We start from the raw sequence: 17,265 nt of genomic DNA on the forward strand, positions 1-17,265 counted from the left end.
CTGATTATCTCCTTTTTATCATTCTACTGATATTATACCAAAAAACTAGCCTAATCAGCCAGTTTTCGCGTTGTAATAGTAAATCTCCAGCTTAGGAAGATTGCTCGCAAGAGCAGGTCAATCAAAATCGACAGCCAGACGCCGGCAATTCCTAAACCGAACATCTGACCTAAGACGATAACACCAACGACGCGCAGCCCCCACATCCCTATCATTGTGGAGCAGAGTGGCGACTTGGTATCCCCCAAGCCCTGCAGAGCGCCAGCCATGATTAAAGAAACCGCAAGGCCTGGCTGGTTGAAAGCATCGATCCGTAAGGCTGTGACGACTTGTTTGACGGCTTCTAGGTCTTTGGTAAATAGCAGAGCAAAACTTGGAGCTCCGAAAAATAAGATGGTACCGAGCAGGGACATGATGGTAACTCCATAGGCAGAGCTGAGAAATGCTACTCGTCTAACTGTGAGGATGTCCCCCTTTCCCAAGGCTTGACCAATCAAAACCACTGCCGCTGTCGCAAGACCATAGGCTGGCATATAGGTAAAACTCTCGATATTGCCTGCAATCATGTGAGAAGCATAGACAGTCGTCCCCAACCCCACAATCAAACTGAAATAGACCACCTGTCCCAACCGCATAACCAAGCGTTCGGCTGCTGCAGGTAGGGTCAAATCCACCATTTCCTTAGGACTTCCGAAATGGAACAATTGTTTGAGATCAACTGCCAAGTCAGTCTGTTGTACCTTTCGGTAAAGCAAGACAGTACCAAGCAAGCGAGCTAAGACGGTTCCCAAGGCCGTCCCTACAATCCCCAAACCTGACCAAGAGCCAATACCAAAAATCAAGAAATAGTCCAAGACCACATTAAAACCATTGGTCAGTAAGCTCATTTTCATAGGAGATACTGTATCCCCAGATGCCCGCAGGATTGTTCCCAAAATGGTCATCAGGGCTTGGAAAATCGTCAGGCCACCAACCCAGTAGAAAAATGCCTGGGCACCAGCCAAACTCTCCGCATCTGCTCCCATTAAGACCAGCATCTGCCGCCCGAAAATAAGGGATAGTAAACCCAATAGCAGACCTACACCTACTGAAAGCACTAAGGCTTGACGGACATGAAAGGTAACAGATTCCCTATCTCCCGCACCAATGGACCGAGCAATCAAAGCCGTTGCCCCAACTCCCAAAGCCATATAGACCGCCAAATAGACATTCAAAATCGTATTGGCAAGACCAACTGCCGTCACCGCTACCAGCCCCAGCTGTGCAATCAAGAGGGTATCCACAAAACCAACTAAGGTCTGAAATATATTTTCCACCGTAGCAGGCAAGGCTAGTTTGATAATACGTTTTCCTAAACTTTCTTGCTTCATTTTTTCTCTCTGTGCAAATTATTTAGAATAATTATAAATAAAACTCAGTGAAAAATCAAGAAAACAGACCACATTTGTAGTCTGTCAGTAAATATTTATTTCGCAGTCTTTCAGTTTACTTTTAGTACTAGGCAAGGAGCTGCAGGCTGTACTGAGGTACGGCAAAGCGAGTTAACAACGTAATAAAAGACAAACTAAATGACTGTATTACGGATGCAAGCGGTGCAACATTCTCGGGAACGGAATGGCTTCACGGATGTGTTTTGTACCAGCAACAAAGGTTACCATACGCTCAATACCGATACCAAAACCACCGTGTGGCACAGAGCCGTATTTACGAAGGTCAAGGTAGAATTCGTATTCTGACTTGTCCATGCCGAGCTCGTCCATCTTGGCTACCAAGGCATCGTAATCGTCCTCACGCATAGAACCACCGATGATTTCACCGTAGCCTTCTGGAGCCAAGAGGTCCGCACAAAGCACGCGCTCTGGATTGCCAGGAACTGGCTTCATGTAGAAGGCCTTGAAGCTTGCTGGATAGTTGACCACGAAAGTCGGGACACCAAAGTAGTTTGAAATCCAAGTCTCATGTGGCGATCCAAAGTCATCACCATGCTCGATGTGTTCGTAATCTGTATCTTCATCAGCTTCATGCTCTTGCAGAAGGGTAATGGCATCATCATAAGCCACACGTTTGAATGGCTCCGCAATGTAGCGTTTAAGGGCATCCACATCACGCTCAAGAGTTTCTAAGGCTTGTGGAGCACGGTCGATAACACCTTGAATCAAGGCTTTGACATAAGCTTCTTGCAAGTCAAGTGACTCTTCATGGCTGAGGAATGAATACTCGGCATCCATCATCCAGAACTCAGTCAAGTGGCGGCGAGTTTTTGATTTTTCCGCACGGAAAACAGGACCGAAGTCGAAAACACGACCAAGAGCCATAGCACCAGCTTCCAGGTAAAGCTGACCAGATTGGCTGAGGTAGGCAGGCTGACCAAAGTAGTCTGTTTCAAACAATTCTGTCGAATCTTCTGCCGCATTTCCAGACAAGATTGGGCTATCAAACTTGATAAAGCCATTCTTTTCAAAGAATTCATAAGTCGCATAGATGATGGCATTACGGATTTGCTGGATAGCGACCTGTTTACGAGAACGCAACCAGAGGTGACGGTTGTCCATAAGGAAGTCCGTACCGTGTTCTTTTGGTGTGATTGGGTAATCTTGTGACTCACCAATCACTTCAAGGTCTGTCACATCCAACTCATAACCAAACTTAGAACGCTCATCTTCCTTGACAATCCCTGTCACATAGACAGACGTTTCTTGGCTGAGGCGTTTTGCTACATCGAACTTCTCAGTACCAGCTTCTTCACCGAATTTTTCGATGAAGTTTGGCTTGAAAGCCACTGCTTGGAAGAAGGCTGTTCCGTCACGCAATTGCAGGAAGGCTAACTTGCCCTTGCCTGATTTGTTGGCAACCCAGGCACCAATGGTCACTTCTTGACCGACATAATCTTTTACTTGGTTGATGGTAATCAATTTTCTAGACATTATTTTTCCTCTTTTTATTTTTTCATAAATGTGTGTAGTCGAGCCACTGCTTCTTTGAGCGTGTCCATATCTGTCGCATAGCTGAGGCGGATATTCTCAGGAGCTCCAAAACCAGCACCTGTCACCATTGCAACTCCCACTTCTTCCAAAATGGCTGTGGTAAATTCAGTCACATCTGTGTAGCCCTTCATTTCCATAGCCTTTTTGACATTTGGGAAGAGATAGAAGGCACCTTCTGGCTTGATAACCTCAAAACCTGGTACTTCTGCCAGCAAGGGATAAATGGTATTGAGTCGCTCTTCAAAGGCCTGACGCATGGTTGCTACTGTATCTTGCGGGCCTGTAAAGGCTTCAATGGCCGCATACTGAGCAACGGTTGTTAAGTTTGACGTCGTTTGTCCGACAATCTTACTCATGGCCGCAATGATTTCAGGATTACCAACAGCAAATCCAACCCGCCAACCTGTCATGGCATAGGCCTTGGCCACCCCATTGACAACAATCGTCTGCTGACGAATGCTTTCTGAAATGCTTGAAATCGGTGTAAAGGTATTTCCATTATAGACCAAACGACCGTAAATATCGTCTGCTAAGATGAGAATATCGTGCTCTACAGCCCAGTTTCCAATAGCTTCCAATTCCTCACGACTGTAAATCATGCCAGTCGGATTAGAAGGAGTATTGAGTAGGAATACCTTGGTCTTATCCGTACGAGCCGCTTCCAGCTGGTCAACCGTTACCTTGAAATTGTGCTCTTCACTTGCAGTGACAAAGACAGGCACCCCATCATTCATCTTGATTTGATCTGCATAAGAAACCCAGTAAGGTGTCGGAATAATCACCTCATCACCAGGATTGATGACCGCCGCAAAGAAAGCATAGAGAACAAATTTGGCACCTGTGGCAAGAACGACTTGATTGCGTTCGATAGAGTAACCATAGAAATTTTCAAAGTAGGTATTGACTGCGTCCTTCAACTCAGGAAGCCCTGAAGCTACCGTATAAAAACTCGCCTTACCATCTTCGATAGACTTAATAGCAGCTTCTTGAATATTTTTCGGTGTGACGAAGTCTGGCTCACCCAAGGTCAGCTCTAAAATATCACGTCCTTCTGCCTTCAAGGCTTTTGCACGCGCACCTGCTGCCAGAGTTACACTTTCTTCCATCTCTAAGACTCGTCTTGATAACTTGCTCATAAGCCCTCCCGTTTGATAAAGTTCCCTGTTTCAAATTCAACTAAATAGTAGGCAGTACCTGACTTGACTTCCCAAATAGGTTTGCCATCTCTTAAACCTAGAATAGTTCGCTCTACTTGGCTTGCACCGTTTTTCTTGGCAATAGCTTGCGCTTCTTCTTGCGAAATTCCCTGAGCTAAAGGATAGACATATACTGTGCTAGAAGCCTCTGGAATCAAAACTGCAACCTCTTCTCTCTGACTGGTGACACCAAATACACAAAAATAGGTTTCAGTACCATTGTAGATAGAAAAATCATTGACAGTTTGCAAATCAGCATATTCTGTAGCTACTGCAACTGCATGACTACGCGCATTGTTGAAAGGGGCAGCAGCAATATCCCAAATAGTAAAAATTGAAAAAGTCACAACACTGAGAAGGATAGAAGAGCCCAACACTAACTGACCAGTCTTGGAAGCCATCCACTCCAACAGTTGAAAAATCTTTTTTTCCATAGTAGTCCCATTATACTACAAATTAAAGTATATTTCCATTCTTTCCGTGATTGTAAATAAAATTTCCTTTTCCTTCGCACAAAGAAAAGGATATAAAAACCTACATTCACAGTTTTGCACTTCCATCTAAGACTATTTCTCAAATGCTCATTGCTCGTTTTTTCCAGTACAGTTAGTATTACCTCAAAAAACGAACTTGATTAACTAAAAACTATCTTTTCCATAAAAGTACTTTACCTATGAATATAGGATTTAACTTTTTTTGCTTGATAACCGAACTATTTATTGCTAAAATATTCTCATGAGAACTGTTGAACAATCTTTAAACGAGAACAAGCATGCACTTCACAGTCTAGTCGTCTTTCGCAGAGCAGCTAATACTATCGCAAAATCAGAATTAGAAACAATCAAAAAATACGGACTGACAGTGTGTCAGTTTGGAGTGATGGAGGCACTCTACAACAAAGGAAATCTGCGGATTCAGGACTTAATTGATAAATTATTAAGTACATCTGGCAACATGACTGTCGTTATAAAAAACATGATTCGAGATGGTTATATCTACAAGACTATCGATACAAATGACCGTCGTGCTTCCTTGATTGCTCTCACTCCACTTGGACGCAAAACCATTGAAAAAATCCTTCCAGAGCATTATGATCACGTTGGAGAGATTTTTTCTGTCCTTAGTTCAGAAGAACAAGACCAATTAGCCGAAATACTTAAAAAATTCAAGAACCAGCAGACCTAGGATTGCCAACAAAAGACAAATACGATATACTAAATTTATGTTTTTATGAAAAGGAGGCCATCATGGCAAACGTATTGTTTTTAGTTGGTTCACTACGTGACGGTTCTTTTAACCATCAAATGGCAAAAAAAGCTGAAGCGTTCTTGGCTGATAAGGCTCAAGTATCTTACATTGATCTTGCAAAAATTCCCCTATTCAACCAAGACATCGAGACACCTATCCTTCCTGAAATTGCAGAGCTACATGCACAAGTAGACGCTGCGGATGCTATCTGGATTTTCTCACCAGTATATAACTATGCAATCCCAGGCATCGTAAAAAATGCTCTCGATTGGCTCAGTCGTTCGCTCGATTTATCCAATCCAAAAGGACCATCTATCCTACAAGATAAAATCACAACTGTCTCTGCAGTCGCAAACAGTGGTCACGACCACCTATTCAAAGACTTCCAACACCTTCTTCCATTTATCCGTACTCAGATTGCTGGTGAATTTACAGGTTCAACCATCAATCCAGAAGCATGGGGAACAGGTGTATTGGAGTTATCTGACGAAACTCTAACAAAACTCGAACAACAAGCAGCTGACCTGTTGGCAGCAATTCAATAATCAAAAAAACCAGACTTTCTGGTTTTTTTTATTAACATTTTGAGAGCATTCCAACTTCTGCCAAGAATCAATTACTACTTTGATGACTTCTCAAAATCATTCCCCAACTTCATTTCTCACACACTGTAAGGCAGCTCCGATGACTTGGTGCATATCGTAGTAACGATAATGACCCAGACGTCCACCGAAAATAACATTTTCTTGCTGCTCTGCAAGGCACTTGTAGGCCGTATAGAGTTTGTTGTTGCGGTCATTATTTACTGGATAATACGGCTCATCGCCTCGTTTCCAGGTCTTCGAATACTCACGTGTAATAATGGTTTTCGGTTGTGTACCAAATTCAAAATGTTTGTGTTCGATGATTCGAGTATATGGTGTCTCGCTATCTGTATAGTTGACAACCGCATTCCCTTGGTAGTTTTCCATATCCAATACTTCTGTCTCAAATCGAAGGCTACGGTACTCCAATTCACCAAGTTGGTAATCAAAAAACTCGTCAATCATTCCTGTAAATACAATCTTTGGATAGGTAGCTAAATAGTCTTCCTTATTGGCAAAGAAATCAACATTTGTCTCAACATCGATATTTTCATGATCCAACATTTTTTCAACAATCTGCGTGTAACCGCCGATTGGAATACCTTGATAAGTATCGTTAAAGTAGTTATTATCATAAGTCAAACGCACGGGCAAGCGACGGATGATGAAGGCTGGTAACTCCGTACACGGTTTTTCCCATTGTTTCTCGGTGTAGGACTTGATCAATTTTTCATAGATGTCTGTACCAACTAGTGAGACGGCTTGTTCTTCCAAGTTCTCAGGTGTTTTTCCTCCCAATACAGCCCGTTGCTCAGCAATCTTCGCTGCTGCCTCAGCAGGGGTCACCACGCCCCAAAGCTTGTAAAAGGTATTCATGTTGAAGGGAAGATTGTAAATCTCACCCTTGTAGTTGGCGACTGGTGTGTTTGTATAGCGGTTGAACTCCGCAAACTGATTCACATAATCCCAAATTTCTTTTTCAGAAGTATGGAAAATATGTGCGCCATATTCATGGACTTGAATACCTTCGACTTCTTTTGTATAGATGTTACCTGCAATGTGGTCTCGTTTTTCGATAACCTTTATTTTTTTACCCTTTTTAGCTGCCTCATGAGCAAAGACCGCACCGAACAGCCCTGCACCAACAACTAAATAATCGTGTTTTTTCATATTGTTTTTACATTTAACCTTCTAGGGAAGTCATTTCTCCAAATCTTTTACTAGACTATCATTTATACCATCGTCTCATAACCAATAAAGAATGAGTTGTGATAATCTCTTCCCTAAAACCTTTCACTTAAAGCTTGCAATATCCAATATTATAACAGACAATACAACCTTCATCAAGTTTAGCAATAGACTTGTTCGGTAACTCAAAAGTGGTATACTAAAGGTATGGAAACAACATACGAAAAAGCCTTAAAATTAAACTCAGAGAATTTCAAATTGTTGATAGTTGTTAAAAAAAGCGACGTTTCAACTGATGCTTGATTGTCTCACTGACGCTTATCAAGAGCAACACCGAAAAGGAGGACATCCACGCCGTCTAAGTATGGAAGAGCAGCTTATCATGACCTTGCGCTACTTACGCTATTACCCGACTCAACGCTTGTTGGCATTTGATTTTGGTGTAGATGTGGCAACTGTCAACATGATGCGTATTTGAGAGTTCAAAGGTCCTGCGGACCTTTGAAGCAGCTTGCCAGAAAACAAGAGAGTAAGCTGGACAATCTAATTGCGTTTTTCTAACAGACTCACAACTTCAACATGATGTGTATTCGGAAATAAATCCGTCGGCTGGACCTTCGTCAATTTGTACCCCAATTCCTCATAAAGTTTAATATCACGCGCCATGGTTGCCACATTACAAGAGATATAGACGATTTTCTCTGGTTCTACAGAAGTACTTGCTTTGATAAAACTTTCTGTCAAACCTTTTCTCGGAGGATCGACAAAAATCACAGTTGGTTTGACTCCATCTGCCACCCATTTTTGCATAGCGGATTCAGCGCTATCACAGACATAGGTAACATTATCAATCCCATTTCGAGCAGCATTCTTCTGACTATCAAGGACAGCCTTTTCAACGACTTCTACACCGTAAACATGCTTAACTTGTTTTGCAAAGGAGAGACCAATTGTCCCAATACCTGAATAGGCATCAATCACGACATCATCTGCCGACAATTCTGCAAAGTCAATGGCGGTCTGATAGAGTTTTTCTGCCATTTCTGTGTTGACTTGATAGAAAGACGGTGCAGAAATTTCAAATTCATTGCCCAACATGGTATCTGCAATAGTTTCACTGCCATGCAAAAGACGGAATTCTTGACCGAATATAGCATTGGTATTCTGGTCATTAATATTCTGAACGATAGAAACAAGATTTGGAAATTGACTTGTCAAACGCTCAATAAGGGTTTCAACACGGAAAATCTTCGGACGAGTCGTAACTAAAACTAGCATCAACTGACCTGAATAATGACCACGACGAACAACAATATTTCTCACAAGTCCTGTCTGTTCTTTCTCATCGTAAGGCTTCAAGTCTAATTTTCTCAAGAGGTCACGTGTCGCTAGAACCAAGGCATCAATTTCCTTATGTTGAATGTAAAAATCCTCAATCGGAACTAAATCATGTGAATTTTTTCGGAAAAATCCTGTTTCTAACTGCCCATTCACACGACGAACTGGAACAGCTGCCTTATTACGATAAGCAAGAGGATTGTCCATTCCCAACGTATCTGCTACTGCTATTTCTGAAATGCCTGCAATCTTACGTAGACTATTCTCAACTTGTTTTTTCTTAAAAGCTAGTTGGGCTGGATAAGTGAGATGCCCCAAGTCAGCAATACCTGTTCTTAGATAGGTCAAATCCAAGTCCTGATTACGGTCTGGTGAGAAGCTCTGCCATTGCTCCACCTTACCAAAACCAATATTTTTCTTAAGTTTTAAGATGCGCATGGAAATTTTCTCGCCTGGGAGAGCATTGTCTACAAAGAAGACAAAACCATCAATTTTTGCCACACCTTGCCCCTCATGTGTCAAATCTACAACTTCTACTTCGACAATATCGTTTTTCTTTAACATAATTCTACTTTCTATTTTTGGACCACTAAAAAAGTGACCGAAGTCACTTCTAGTATACCATATTTCTTAACGCAGGCCCAACTCAGCCAAGCGCTGCTGGTATTTTTCAAAATCAACACGAAGAGCCATGCCACCATACATATCATAGTCGTCAATCCAGTCTCCATTTTCTGGGATTGTAACACGTTCGATGCCATTTGCCGCATCCAATAGAAGGCCTGGTCCCTGTAGCCACATAAAGCTTTGTGGCACTGTTGTCGGAGTCATCGCCACAACCTTACCTATAGCTTCGGAGCCAGAGAATAGTTTCATTGGATTTTTAGCCTGTGTCATAACAGCAGATAACACTTCCTGTTGACGTCTCGTACGACCAAAATCACCTTCATCATCCGAACGATAGCGCGCGTAGTTAAGCAAGGTCTTACCATCCATCTGCTGTACACCGACCTGAATCGTTTGATAAGCAGGAGCATTTTCTTCCAGCTGTAAATCATTCGGCACTTCTACTGAGCTAACGACTTCACCATTAATAGTTGAAAACTGTGCATCAATCGTTACGCCCTCAGGGAAAAGTGTATCAATCGTTGTCGCAAAGGTTGCAAAATCCACCATCGCATAGTACTTGATATCAATGTCAAAATTATTCTTCAACACCTTCCGAACTTCTTCAGCCCCTTGCTGATTATCCTGTTCTCCCAAAGTATAGGCAGTATTGAGTTTATATTCATATCCCTCAATATCCACCAAGGTATCCCGCATAAAGCTAACAAGTTTGACTTTGTTATCCGTGTTATTCACATTTAGAACCATGATGGTATCCGTTCGAGTTTCACCTGAGCTTTCGCCAACACGACCGTCTGTTCCCAAAATTAAAATATTTGTCCCATTCGATGTATCTACGCCGTTGAAGACCTCAGCTACTGGCTTCTCACTCACGCTATTCATACCTTTGAAAAAACTATAGCCCATCGCTACAATCACTAGCGCTATAGCAAGCAATACGAAACCAATAAAGCGCTTGAAACCACCCTTTTTACGTGCTTTTTTAGGTTTAGGTACTTTCACTTTGGGCTCGATACGAGGAGACTGAAACCGTTGAGGTTTGGCTTGTCTTATTTTTCTGGATTTACGTTCAGGATAGCGAGGCAACAGTTCCTCTTGCTCATCATCCTCTTCAAAATAATCTTCCTCGAAGTCATCTTCGTAAGCCGTTGGTGTGAAGCTACGTAGAGATTGCCTTGGACTTCCATGCCGTTCTCTCAGCTCTTTTTTATATAATAGATAATCCAACTCACGACTTTCTTTGTCATTTAAGTAGTGGATATTTTTTTGCAAATAATCTAACCTCAATTGTTCATGATGGGTTAGGATATTATTGTTTTTATTCATCTGTCTTCATCCTAGCTGGTCATATAGACCAGGTAATTCCCTAGTACTTTATAGGTTATATCTAAACTAGTCAATTCTTTTTGAGAATAGGCTAATAATTCCTCAGACTGATTGTCAAGATCCAGTATGAAAAAATACTCACCCAAAGCCGTTTTCAGGGGCCGGCTTTCTATTTTTGTTAAGCTGATTCCTCTCCATGAGAAAACAGACATGGCCTTATACAAGGCTCCTGGCAGGTTATCTGGCAATGTCAGTGCAAGACTGACTTTTTTAGCTACTTGTTCCAGGGCAATAGACGGAGCTTTATCCCCCAAAATCCAAAAACGTGTAAAATTCTCGCTGATTTCCTGGATGTCTTGCGCAATTACTTCCAGTCCATATTCAACTGCTGCCGCTTGCGGAGCAATTGCTGCGAATGCTTGTTCAGGGTGTTCTGCCACAAAGCGAGCAGCATAGGCTGTACTAGCTGTTATTTCAATACGAGCCTGAGGAAAATGTTCCTGAATATATTTCTTCCCCTGAGCAATTGCCTGCGGATGAGAATAGATAACCTCTACAGCCTTATCGGCACTCGTGGCTAACAGTTGTTGAGCAATCGGTTGAACAATCTCTGCAACCGCATGAATCTCCGCCTGATGAAAGAGATAGTCAATCGTTTCATGAACACTACCTTCAATCGAGTTCTCTACTGGAATAACGGAATAGGTAACTTCTCCCGTTTCGTAGGCCTTGATAACCTCTGTAATCGTCTCAAAAGCCTGCAAATCCGCAGTCGGAAAGGCCTGCTGGGCCACTTGATGTGTAAAAGAACCACGAGGTCCTAGATAGGCTACTTGCATAAAATTTTCCTTGCTACTTGTTCTGGATTCAGTTTATCTGTATCGATTACAGTATCGGCTAAACCTTGATAAAGTGCCATTCGTTCACGATAGAGGGCTTCAAACTCTTCCTTACTACACTGTAAAAAGAGAGGTCTTTGCGATTGTCTATCCTTACGAATTCTCTGATAGGAAACTTCAAAGGAGGCAGTAAGAAGTACATTGTCCTCCCTATTTGCCAACAGCAATTCCCTGTTTACTTCAGATTTAATCACCCCACCACCAGTTGACACGATACAATTACTAGGTAAGTCCAGCAATTCTTTCAGTACCTCTGTCTCCAGTTGTCTAAACGAAGCCTCCCCTTCAAGACTGAAATAGTCAGCAATAGGCATACCAATCCGTTCTTCAATGATATGGTCCATATCGTAAACGGGGAGATTTAACAAATGTGCTGTTGTTGTTTTTCCAACTCCCATAAATCCAAGTAAAACGATTGGCATACGTTCTCCTAATCCATCAAACTATTTAAGTGTTCAAAGAAGGCAGGATAGCTAGTATTGATAGCTTCTGCTCTTTCCAATACAACTTCTCCATCTTTGGCCAACAAGGCGGCAATGGCAGTCATCATACCGATACGGTGGTCACCAAATGTATTGATTTCAGCACCATGTAAAGCAGTTGGTCCGTGAATAATCATACCATCTTCTGTTGGTTCAATAGTTGCTCCCATACTATTTAGAGCATCTGCAACAACCTGAATACGATCCGTTTCTTTAACTTTCAACTCCTCAGCATCACGAATAATCGTTGTTCCATGTGCTTGAGTCGCTAGTAAGGTAATAATTGGCAACTCATCAATCAAACGAGGTATCAATTCGCCTGCAATCTCCGTAGCCTTCAATTCCGACGTTTCAACTGTAATGGTTGCTGATTTTGCAAGTTTATCTATGTTAGAAAGGGTCATTTTTCCTCCCATAGCTTTAATGACATCTAGAATACCAGTGCGAGTTTCATTGATTCCCACATTTTCAAGGACAATTTTTGAACCTGGTACGATTAAGCCAGCAACCAACCAAAAGGCAGCACTTGAAATATCTCCTGGAACTGTAATCTCTTGGGCAATAAACTCCTGACCACCTTGGATGCGGATTTCCTTGCCATTGACTTCCAACTGTCCACCAAACTGGACAATCATATCTTCTGTATGGTTTCGAGTCAACTCTTTTTCTACGATGACCGACTCTCCCTCAGCCTGCAAGGCAGCAAAAATCAGAGCTGATTTTACTTGGGCAGAGGCTACAGGGAGTTGGTAGCGAATTGGTTTTAAATTCTTATTCCCTTTGATGGTCAACGGAGGTAGGTCACGTTTAGTTTGTCCAGAAATCTCTACTCCCATTTGACTGAGTGGAATAGTTACTCGGTCCATAGGACGTTTGGATAAGGAATCATCACCAAACATAGTTGCCTCAAAATCTTGACCTGCTAAAACGCCTGAAATCAAACGAATCGAGGTTCCAGAATTTCCCATATCCAAATCATTTTTGGGTGCTTGAAGACCATCAAAGCCAACACCACGTACTTCAACAATATCACCATTGTCTTCAATTTTTACACCCAAATCACGAAAGACCTGCATGGTTGACAAGACATCTTCTCCACGCAAAATATCGTGGACACGAGTAACTCCTTTTGCAAGGGAACCAAAAATAATAGAGCGATGACTAATTGATTTATCTCCTGGGACACGAATCGTTCCCTGTAGTTTTTCTACGCTTCTTCTTAATTTCATATCCTTACCTCAAACTAGTATCACTTCCATTCTATCATATTTATTAAATATTTTCTGATTTTTATGACAATTACTTGTAAAAAATCAATCTCCATTACATTACATTTTGGGAAACAAAAAACTAAAAATATTTACTATAAAAATTTTAATAAAATCTATAAAACAAATGTAGATTATGGTATACTAATGATAATAAATTGTTATCGGTAGGAGAGAGATGAAAAAACTAAAAAAACAATTTGTTTCTGATTTTAGTGCAGCGATGTTGGAAAATAATGCAGCAATTTTTGCTGGTGCAGGACTTTCTGTTCCCTCGGGTTATGTAAACTGGAAAGAATTATTACGGCAATTTTCTGATTCGATTGGACTAAATATTGATAAAGAGCATGACTTAATTTCAATTGCACAATATTATAAAAATTCTGCACAATCCAAAAATCAGATTTCACAAAAATTAATACAAGAATTTACCAAAGACTCTAAAGATAATAATTTGCTAACACTGTTAACGAACATGCCTATTGAAACTTTTTGGACAACAAATTATGACCACTTAATTGAAGATAATTTGAAGAAAGCTGGAAAACGTGTAGACATCAAGATTGATAATAACGATTTGTCAATTACCCCTCCAAATATTGATGCTACTGTCTATAAATTTCATGGAGATATTTCTAGACCATATGAGGCAATATTGACTCGCGATGATTACGAGAGTTTTGATGAGAGTCACAAACTTTTTATTCAAACACTCCGCGGAGATCTGATTAGTAAAACATTTGTATTTGTAGGGTATAGTTTAAATGATCCAGATATTCAGCAAATTCTAAGCAAAATTAGATTATTAATCGGAGAAAACATTAGGATGCACTATTGTTTTAGGAAAAATTTGACCATTGATATGTTTAAAAATTCCAAAGACCCTGAAAGTGAATTGGAATACGGAAAGATAAAACAAGAGCACGAAATAAATGATTTAAAAAGATATGGTATTCATACTATTTTGATTGAAGATTATAATGAGATTGATGAACTATTTAATCAATCTTATCAATTATATTTAACGAATAGTGTATTTATTGCTGGAAGTTGTAGAAATTATGGAGAATGGGATGAAGATAGTGCTACTGAGTTTCTATACCTTTTAGGATATAAATTGATTACTAATGAAATTATAGTAGGTAACGGTAATATAGAAGGTGTAGGACCACAGGTGATTAATGGCGTGATGACAGCGATTAATGATAAAAATCTTGATATTTCGAAATATCTAAAAATTAAAACTCTCCCATTAATTAAAGGTAGCGATAAACATATTGATAGTTCGGCAAAGAAAAGATTCCAAGATAATATGATATCAGAAGCAGGTATAGTTATATTTGTCTTTGGAAATCAATACTATGATGGAACTTTATCTAACTCTAGAGGAGTACTAGAAGATTTTGACAGGGCTGTAAAGCAAAATAGGTTTATTATTCCCGTAGGTTCAACTGGCTGGAGCTCTTTAGAAGTATACCAAACGCTTCTATCTGAAATTGAAAAATATTCCTACCTCATTCCTTTTCTAGATAAGTTACTGACAGAAACAGATCCTGAAATTTTATCTCAGACTATTATTGACTGTATTAAACACATCAGAGATTCTTACATTATGAATAAACTTTTATAGTAAATCGGTATATAAAGATTTTTTATTTAATAAAAACAGAGACTCACCGTTTAATTTCAATTCGGTAAATCTCTGTTTTTAGTTTTATATGTTTTAATGTTCACTAAGGCTATTTTGAGTATTTATATAAACATCTTTATATATATTTCTTGGATAATTTCCAGTATTTTAAAATGGTACTCTCCCTGAAAATCTTTCCTAAATAAGCGTTCTTTTAATAGTTTAGTTATTGTGACACAAAACAATATTTCATGGGTTAGTTTAAAATTTCCTGACTTTTTTTGTTTTCTCAAATATTGAGAGAAGTTATCTAGGATAAAAATAGCATCAATACTATTTACAGTACTGTGTCGAATTTGTTCTAATAAAAAATTACCAACATAACTGTTGATTGAAAACTTAGGAATGTTTTTACAAATAATATTGTTCAAATGTAGCAATATAAAGCGATCTACGATATAATCTATCTCTTTTAACGATGATACCGTTAATAAATTATATTTTTTTAAGAAAGTATATTCATTAGGAATATCTTCTTTTTTATTTTATATAGTACTGGAAAAAAAGGAATTCTTTTCTTCAGCGCATAATCTAACTCTTTTATACACCACGCTTTGTTAAAGAATGTTTCATCGAATATAAAAATAATTCCATAATAATCAGCACTTTTATCGAGTACAGTATATAGATTATCAATTATTTCATCTCCAATGTTAATTTCAAATTTGTCAATCCAAGTTTTCAATCCAGTTTCATTTAATATATTATTCAAGGGGCTTACAAATTCGTAGTAAATATCTCTTGAATAACTTATGAAATATTGAAATTCTCTCACATCTCTCTCCTACCGATAACAATTTATTATCATTAGTAAATTGATAAATTATCGTATATAATAGCTTTATTACGACATATTAAGGAGATTATATTATGAATTACGACACTATCCAGAGATATCTTGACTTTTGCGCTATTCAAAGGCGACTTAGTTCTCATACTATCCGAGCATACAAATCTGATTTACATCAGTATTATAACTTTGGGACCAATGATATTAGGTCCTATCTTACTTTTCTCAACCAACATATAAAAAAGACTAGCACATTAAAACGGAAGATTGCTAGTCTTAAATCATACTATAAATTTCTGGAAGAAGAAAAACTAATTTCAAAAAATCCCTTCCATCAGCTTCGACTCCACTACAAGGAAGAGAAAAAGCTTCCTAAAACGATTTCCTTGAAAGATTTACAAAAAATATATTGTTTCGCCCACCAACAAATAGAAAATTCTAAAAATAAGCATTCTAAGCGGAAAGCTATGCGAAATCTACTCCTTATCTCGCTACTTTTATCAACTGGGCTACGCATCTCTGAATTATGTAATTTAAAACTTGATAATATCAATTTGGAAAATAGAACCATTCATATACTCGGAAAAGGAAAGAAAGAGCGATTACTCTATATTGGAAACGATGAAACATTTTCATTACTTGAGGACTATATAGCGCATCATTGTGGTTACTCTAGTTATCTATTTACCGGTGTGAGAAACGATGATCATCTTAAAGAACAAAGTGTGCGCTTAATTCTGAAAAATATTTCTCACTCGCTACAACTGAAAAAACATATCACTCCACATATGTTTCGACATAGTTTTGCAACTATGTTACTTGATAATGGTGTCGATATTCGACAAATACAACATTTACTGGGTCACAGTAACATCAATGTGACACAAATCTACACTCATGTCTCTCAAAGCAAGCAGGTAGAAATTCTAAGTGAGCATAATCCTCTTAACCAAATCACACCACTACTTCATACATAAGTAACCGCAAACCAAGTAAACTTGTCCTAAATCACTGAGCCGGATTGTCATAGAACAGTACCTTATCCAAGATTGTTTCTAATATTTCTTGGTTGATAGATTGAAAGAATGTGACTTCCACTTTTCCGAGACGAATTTTCATCAGAATATCATTTCTGCCTTTCTTCTCAAAGCGACGAGATTGGGGAACAGTCAATGGGACGATGGGGTGTGATACTCATTTAAAATCAAAAATAGCCAACTACCACTCAAAGTGGATATGGAGCGTTTCGATTTTGTTATTTTTTTAGAAGAAAACAGCTACTTGAAATCCATAATCCTCAACTTAAACTTATAAATTAAGGTTTCACATGTTATAAGTAGCTTAGACTTGCTATTTTTGATTTTTATTGATATTCTTCGAAAATCAAAATTATCCGTTATCAACTTGCCTTGATGAACTCCAGTTCTATCTTCGGCTTCGTTTCCTAGGCTACTTTTGATTTTCATTGAGTATGAGTATGACATAAAAAATCCTCCAGTTTTGTTTTTTATAACAGTATACTGGAGGAGGGAGTGATTGGATAGATACCCTGTTATTAGGCGGTTACACACTACAGTTGACAAAGAGCCGAAAAAGGTTCCAGAGTCGACACGACTTTGGAACCTCTTTCAATATACTTCGTTAT

15 protein-coding genes and 1 pseudogene are annotated in these 17,265 nt (G+C 39.2%); 5 read left to right on the forward strand and 11 right to left on the reverse strand.

Translation table 11 applies throughout. The features are described 5' to 3' along the window. Positions 1-50 precede the first annotated feature (50 nt). The 4 genes from ODU37_RS01870 to ODU37_RS01885 all read right to left on the reverse strand — a co-directional run bounded on the left by ODU37_RS01870 (position 51) and on the right by ODU37_RS01885 (position 4,614). The gene (locus ODU37_RS01870) at positions 51-1,370 is read right to left on the reverse strand and encodes an MATE family efflux transporter (protein ID WP_248019141.1); all 1,320 of its coding nucleotides are present in this window, start codon (positions 1,368-1,370) and stop codon (positions 51-53) included. A gap of 207 nt (positions 1,371-1,577) precedes the next feature. Further along, the gene (gene asnS, locus ODU37_RS01875) at positions 1,578-2,924 is read right to left on the reverse strand and encodes an asparagine--tRNA ligase (protein WP_024377171.1); all 1,347 of its coding nucleotides are present in this window, start codon (positions 2,922-2,924) and stop codon (positions 1,578-1,580) included. A 14-nt stretch (positions 2,925-2,938) separates the two neighbouring features. After that, positions 2,939-4,120 (reverse strand): pyridoxal phosphate-dependent aminotransferase, encoded by a 1,182-nt coding sequence (locus ODU37_RS01880; RefSeq protein ID WP_248019142.1) that lies wholly within the window; start codon positions 4,118-4,120, stop codon positions 2,939-2,941. Then, the gene (locus ODU37_RS01885; RefSeq protein ID WP_029752458.1) at positions 4,117-4,614 is read right to left on the reverse strand and encodes a DUF5590 domain-containing protein; all 498 of its coding nucleotides are present in this window, start codon (positions 4,612-4,614) and stop codon (positions 4,117-4,119) included. The genes ODU37_RS01880 and ODU37_RS01885 overlap by 4 nt, the downstream gene beginning before the upstream one ends. A gap of 301 nt (positions 4,615-4,915) precedes the next feature. Between ODU37_RS01885 and ODU37_RS01890 the strand changes: the two genes are divergently transcribed. Next, positions 4,916-5,365, forward strand: coding sequence for a MarR family winged helix-turn-helix transcriptional regulator (locus tag ODU37_RS01890; RefSeq protein ID WP_105242698.1), 450 nt, complete (start codon positions 4,916-4,918; stop codon positions 5,363-5,365). Between the two features lie 62 nt (positions 5,366-5,427). Continuing rightward, positions 5,428-5,973: an NADPH-dependent FMN reductase gene (locus ODU37_RS01895; RefSeq protein WP_105242699.1), complete on the forward strand. Its 546-nt coding sequence runs from the start codon at positions 5,428-5,430 to the stop codon at positions 5,971-5,973. A 96-nt stretch (positions 5,974-6,069) separates the two neighbouring features. Here ODU37_RS01895 and glf read toward each other — a convergent pair whose 3' ends face one another. After that, positions 6,070-7,182, reverse strand: coding sequence for a UDP-galactopyranose mutase (glf, locus tag ODU37_RS01900; protein ID WP_105242700.1), 1,113 nt, complete (start codon positions 7,180-7,182; stop codon positions 6,070-6,072). 225 nt (positions 7,183-7,407) lie between these two features. Here glf and ODU37_RS01905 point away from each other — a divergent pair. Beyond that, positions 7,408-7,663: pseudogene (locus ODU37_RS01905) on the forward strand (transposase family protein); the annotation flags it as partial. A gap of 80 nt (positions 7,664-7,743) precedes the next feature. On the opposite strand, the gene rlmD reads toward ODU37_RS01905, so the two are convergent. The 5 genes from rlmD to aroA all read right to left on the reverse strand — a co-directional run bounded on the left by rlmD (position 7,744) and on the right by aroA (position 13,101). After that, positions 7,744-9,102, reverse strand: a complete 1,359-nt coding sequence (rlmD, locus tag ODU37_RS01910; protein ID WP_105135154.1) for a 23S rRNA (uracil(1939)-C(5))-methyltransferase RlmD — start codon at positions 9,100-9,102, stop codon at positions 7,744-7,746. A gap of 66 nt (positions 9,103-9,168) precedes the next feature. Further along, on the reverse strand, positions 9,169-10,491 hold the full coding sequence (locus ODU37_RS01915) for an LCP family protein (RefSeq protein WP_105242701.1): 1,323 nt from the start codon (positions 10,489-10,491) through the stop codon (positions 9,169-9,171). Positions 10,492-10,502: 11 nt separating this feature from the next. Further along, positions 10,503-11,330 (reverse strand): prephenate dehydratase, encoded by an 828-nt coding sequence (pheA, locus tag ODU37_RS01920; protein WP_105242702.1) that lies wholly within the window; start codon positions 11,328-11,330, stop codon positions 10,503-10,505. Next, a complete protein-coding gene (locus ODU37_RS01925) occupies positions 11,321-11,812 on the reverse strand; it encodes a shikimate kinase (protein ID WP_024393608.1) in 492 nt (163 codons plus the stop codon). Before ODU37_RS01925 ends, pheA begins: the two co-directional genes overlap by 10 nt. Positions 11,813-11,820: 8 nt before the next feature. Then, positions 11,821-13,101, reverse strand: coding sequence for a 3-phosphoshikimate 1-carboxyvinyltransferase (aroA, locus tag ODU37_RS01930; RefSeq protein WP_398580409.1), 1,281 nt, complete (start codon positions 13,099-13,101; stop codon positions 11,821-11,823). 217 nt (positions 13,102-13,318) lie between these two features. On the opposite strand from aroA, the gene ODU37_RS01935 reads away from it, so the two are divergent. After that, entirely contained in the window at positions 13,319-14,770 is a 1,452-nt protein-coding gene (locus ODU37_RS01935; protein WP_105135151.1) for an SIR2 family protein, read from the forward strand. Positions 14,771-15,275: 505 nt separating this feature from the next. Here the strand turns inward: ODU37_RS01935 and ODU37_RS01940 are convergent. Then, positions 15,276-15,605, reverse strand: coding sequence for a toll/interleukin-1 receptor domain-containing protein (locus tag ODU37_RS01940; RefSeq protein ID WP_105135149.1), 330 nt, complete (start codon positions 15,603-15,605; stop codon positions 15,276-15,278). Positions 15,606-15,700: 95 nt separating this feature from the next. On the opposite strand from ODU37_RS01940, the gene ODU37_RS01945 reads away from it, so the two are divergent. Then, entirely contained in the window at positions 15,701-16,597 is an 897-nt protein-coding gene (locus tag ODU37_RS01945; protein ID WP_248026121.1) for a tyrosine-type recombinase/integrase, read from the forward strand. Positions 16,598-17,265: the final 668 nt, after the last annotated feature.

This window comes from Streptococcus sp. 2021WUSS109 (genome assembly GCF_044427305.1).
GTDB lineage: Bacteria > Bacillota > Bacilli > Lactobacillales > Streptococcaceae > Streptococcus > Streptococcus suis.

Excerpts from the sequence above, each read along its gene's own strand:
- ODU37_RS01870 (WP_248019141.1), bottom strand. The coding sequence starts at position 1,370 with ATGAAGCAAGAAAGTTTAGGAAAACGTATTATCAAACTAGCCTTGCCT.
- asnS (WP_024377171.1), bottom strand. The coding sequence starts at position 2,924 with ATGTCTAGAAAATTGATTACCATCAACCAAGTAAAAGATTATGTCGGT.
- ODU37_RS01880 (WP_248019142.1), bottom strand. The coding sequence starts at position 4,120 with ATGAGCAAGTTATCAAGACGAGTCTTAGAGATGGAAGAAAGTGTAACT.
- ODU37_RS01885 (WP_029752458.1), bottom strand. The coding sequence starts at position 4,614 with ATGGAAAAAAAGATTTTTCAACTGTTGGAGTGGATGGCTTCCAAGACT.
- ODU37_RS01890 (WP_105242698.1), top strand. The coding sequence starts at position 4,916 with ATGAGAACTGTTGAACAATCTTTAAACGAGAACAAGCATGCACTTCAC.
- ODU37_RS01895 (WP_105242699.1), top strand. The coding sequence starts at position 5,428 with ATGGCAAACGTATTGTTTTTAGTTGGTTCACTACGTGACGGTTCTTTT.
- glf (WP_105242700.1), bottom strand. The coding sequence starts at position 7,182 with ATGAAAAAACACGATTATTTAGTTGTTGGTGCAGGGCTGTTCGGTGCG.
- rlmD (WP_105135154.1), bottom strand. The coding sequence starts at position 9,102 with ATGTTAAAGAAAAACGATATTGTCGAAGTAGAAGTTGTAGATTTGACA.
- ODU37_RS01915 (WP_105242701.1), bottom strand. The coding sequence starts at position 10,491 with ATGAATAAAAACAATAATATCCTAACCCATCATGAACAATTGAGGTTA.
- pheA (WP_105242702.1), bottom strand. The coding sequence starts at position 11,330 with ATGCAAGTAGCCTATCTAGGACCTCGTGGTTCTTTTACACATCAAGTG.
- ODU37_RS01925 (WP_024393608.1), bottom strand. The coding sequence starts at position 11,812 with ATGCCAATCGTTTTACTTGGATTTATGGGAGTTGGAAAAACAACAACA.
- aroA (WP_398580409.1), bottom strand. The coding sequence starts at position 13,101 with ATGAAATTAAGAAGAAGCGTAGAAAAACTACAGGGAACGATTCGTGTC.
- ODU37_RS01935 (WP_105135151.1), top strand. The coding sequence starts at position 13,319 with ATGAAAAAACTAAAAAAACAATTTGTTTCTGATTTTAGTGCAGCGATG.
- ODU37_RS01945 (WP_248026121.1), top strand. The coding sequence starts at position 15,701 with ATGAATTACGACACTATCCAGAGATATCTTGACTTTTGCGCTATTCAA.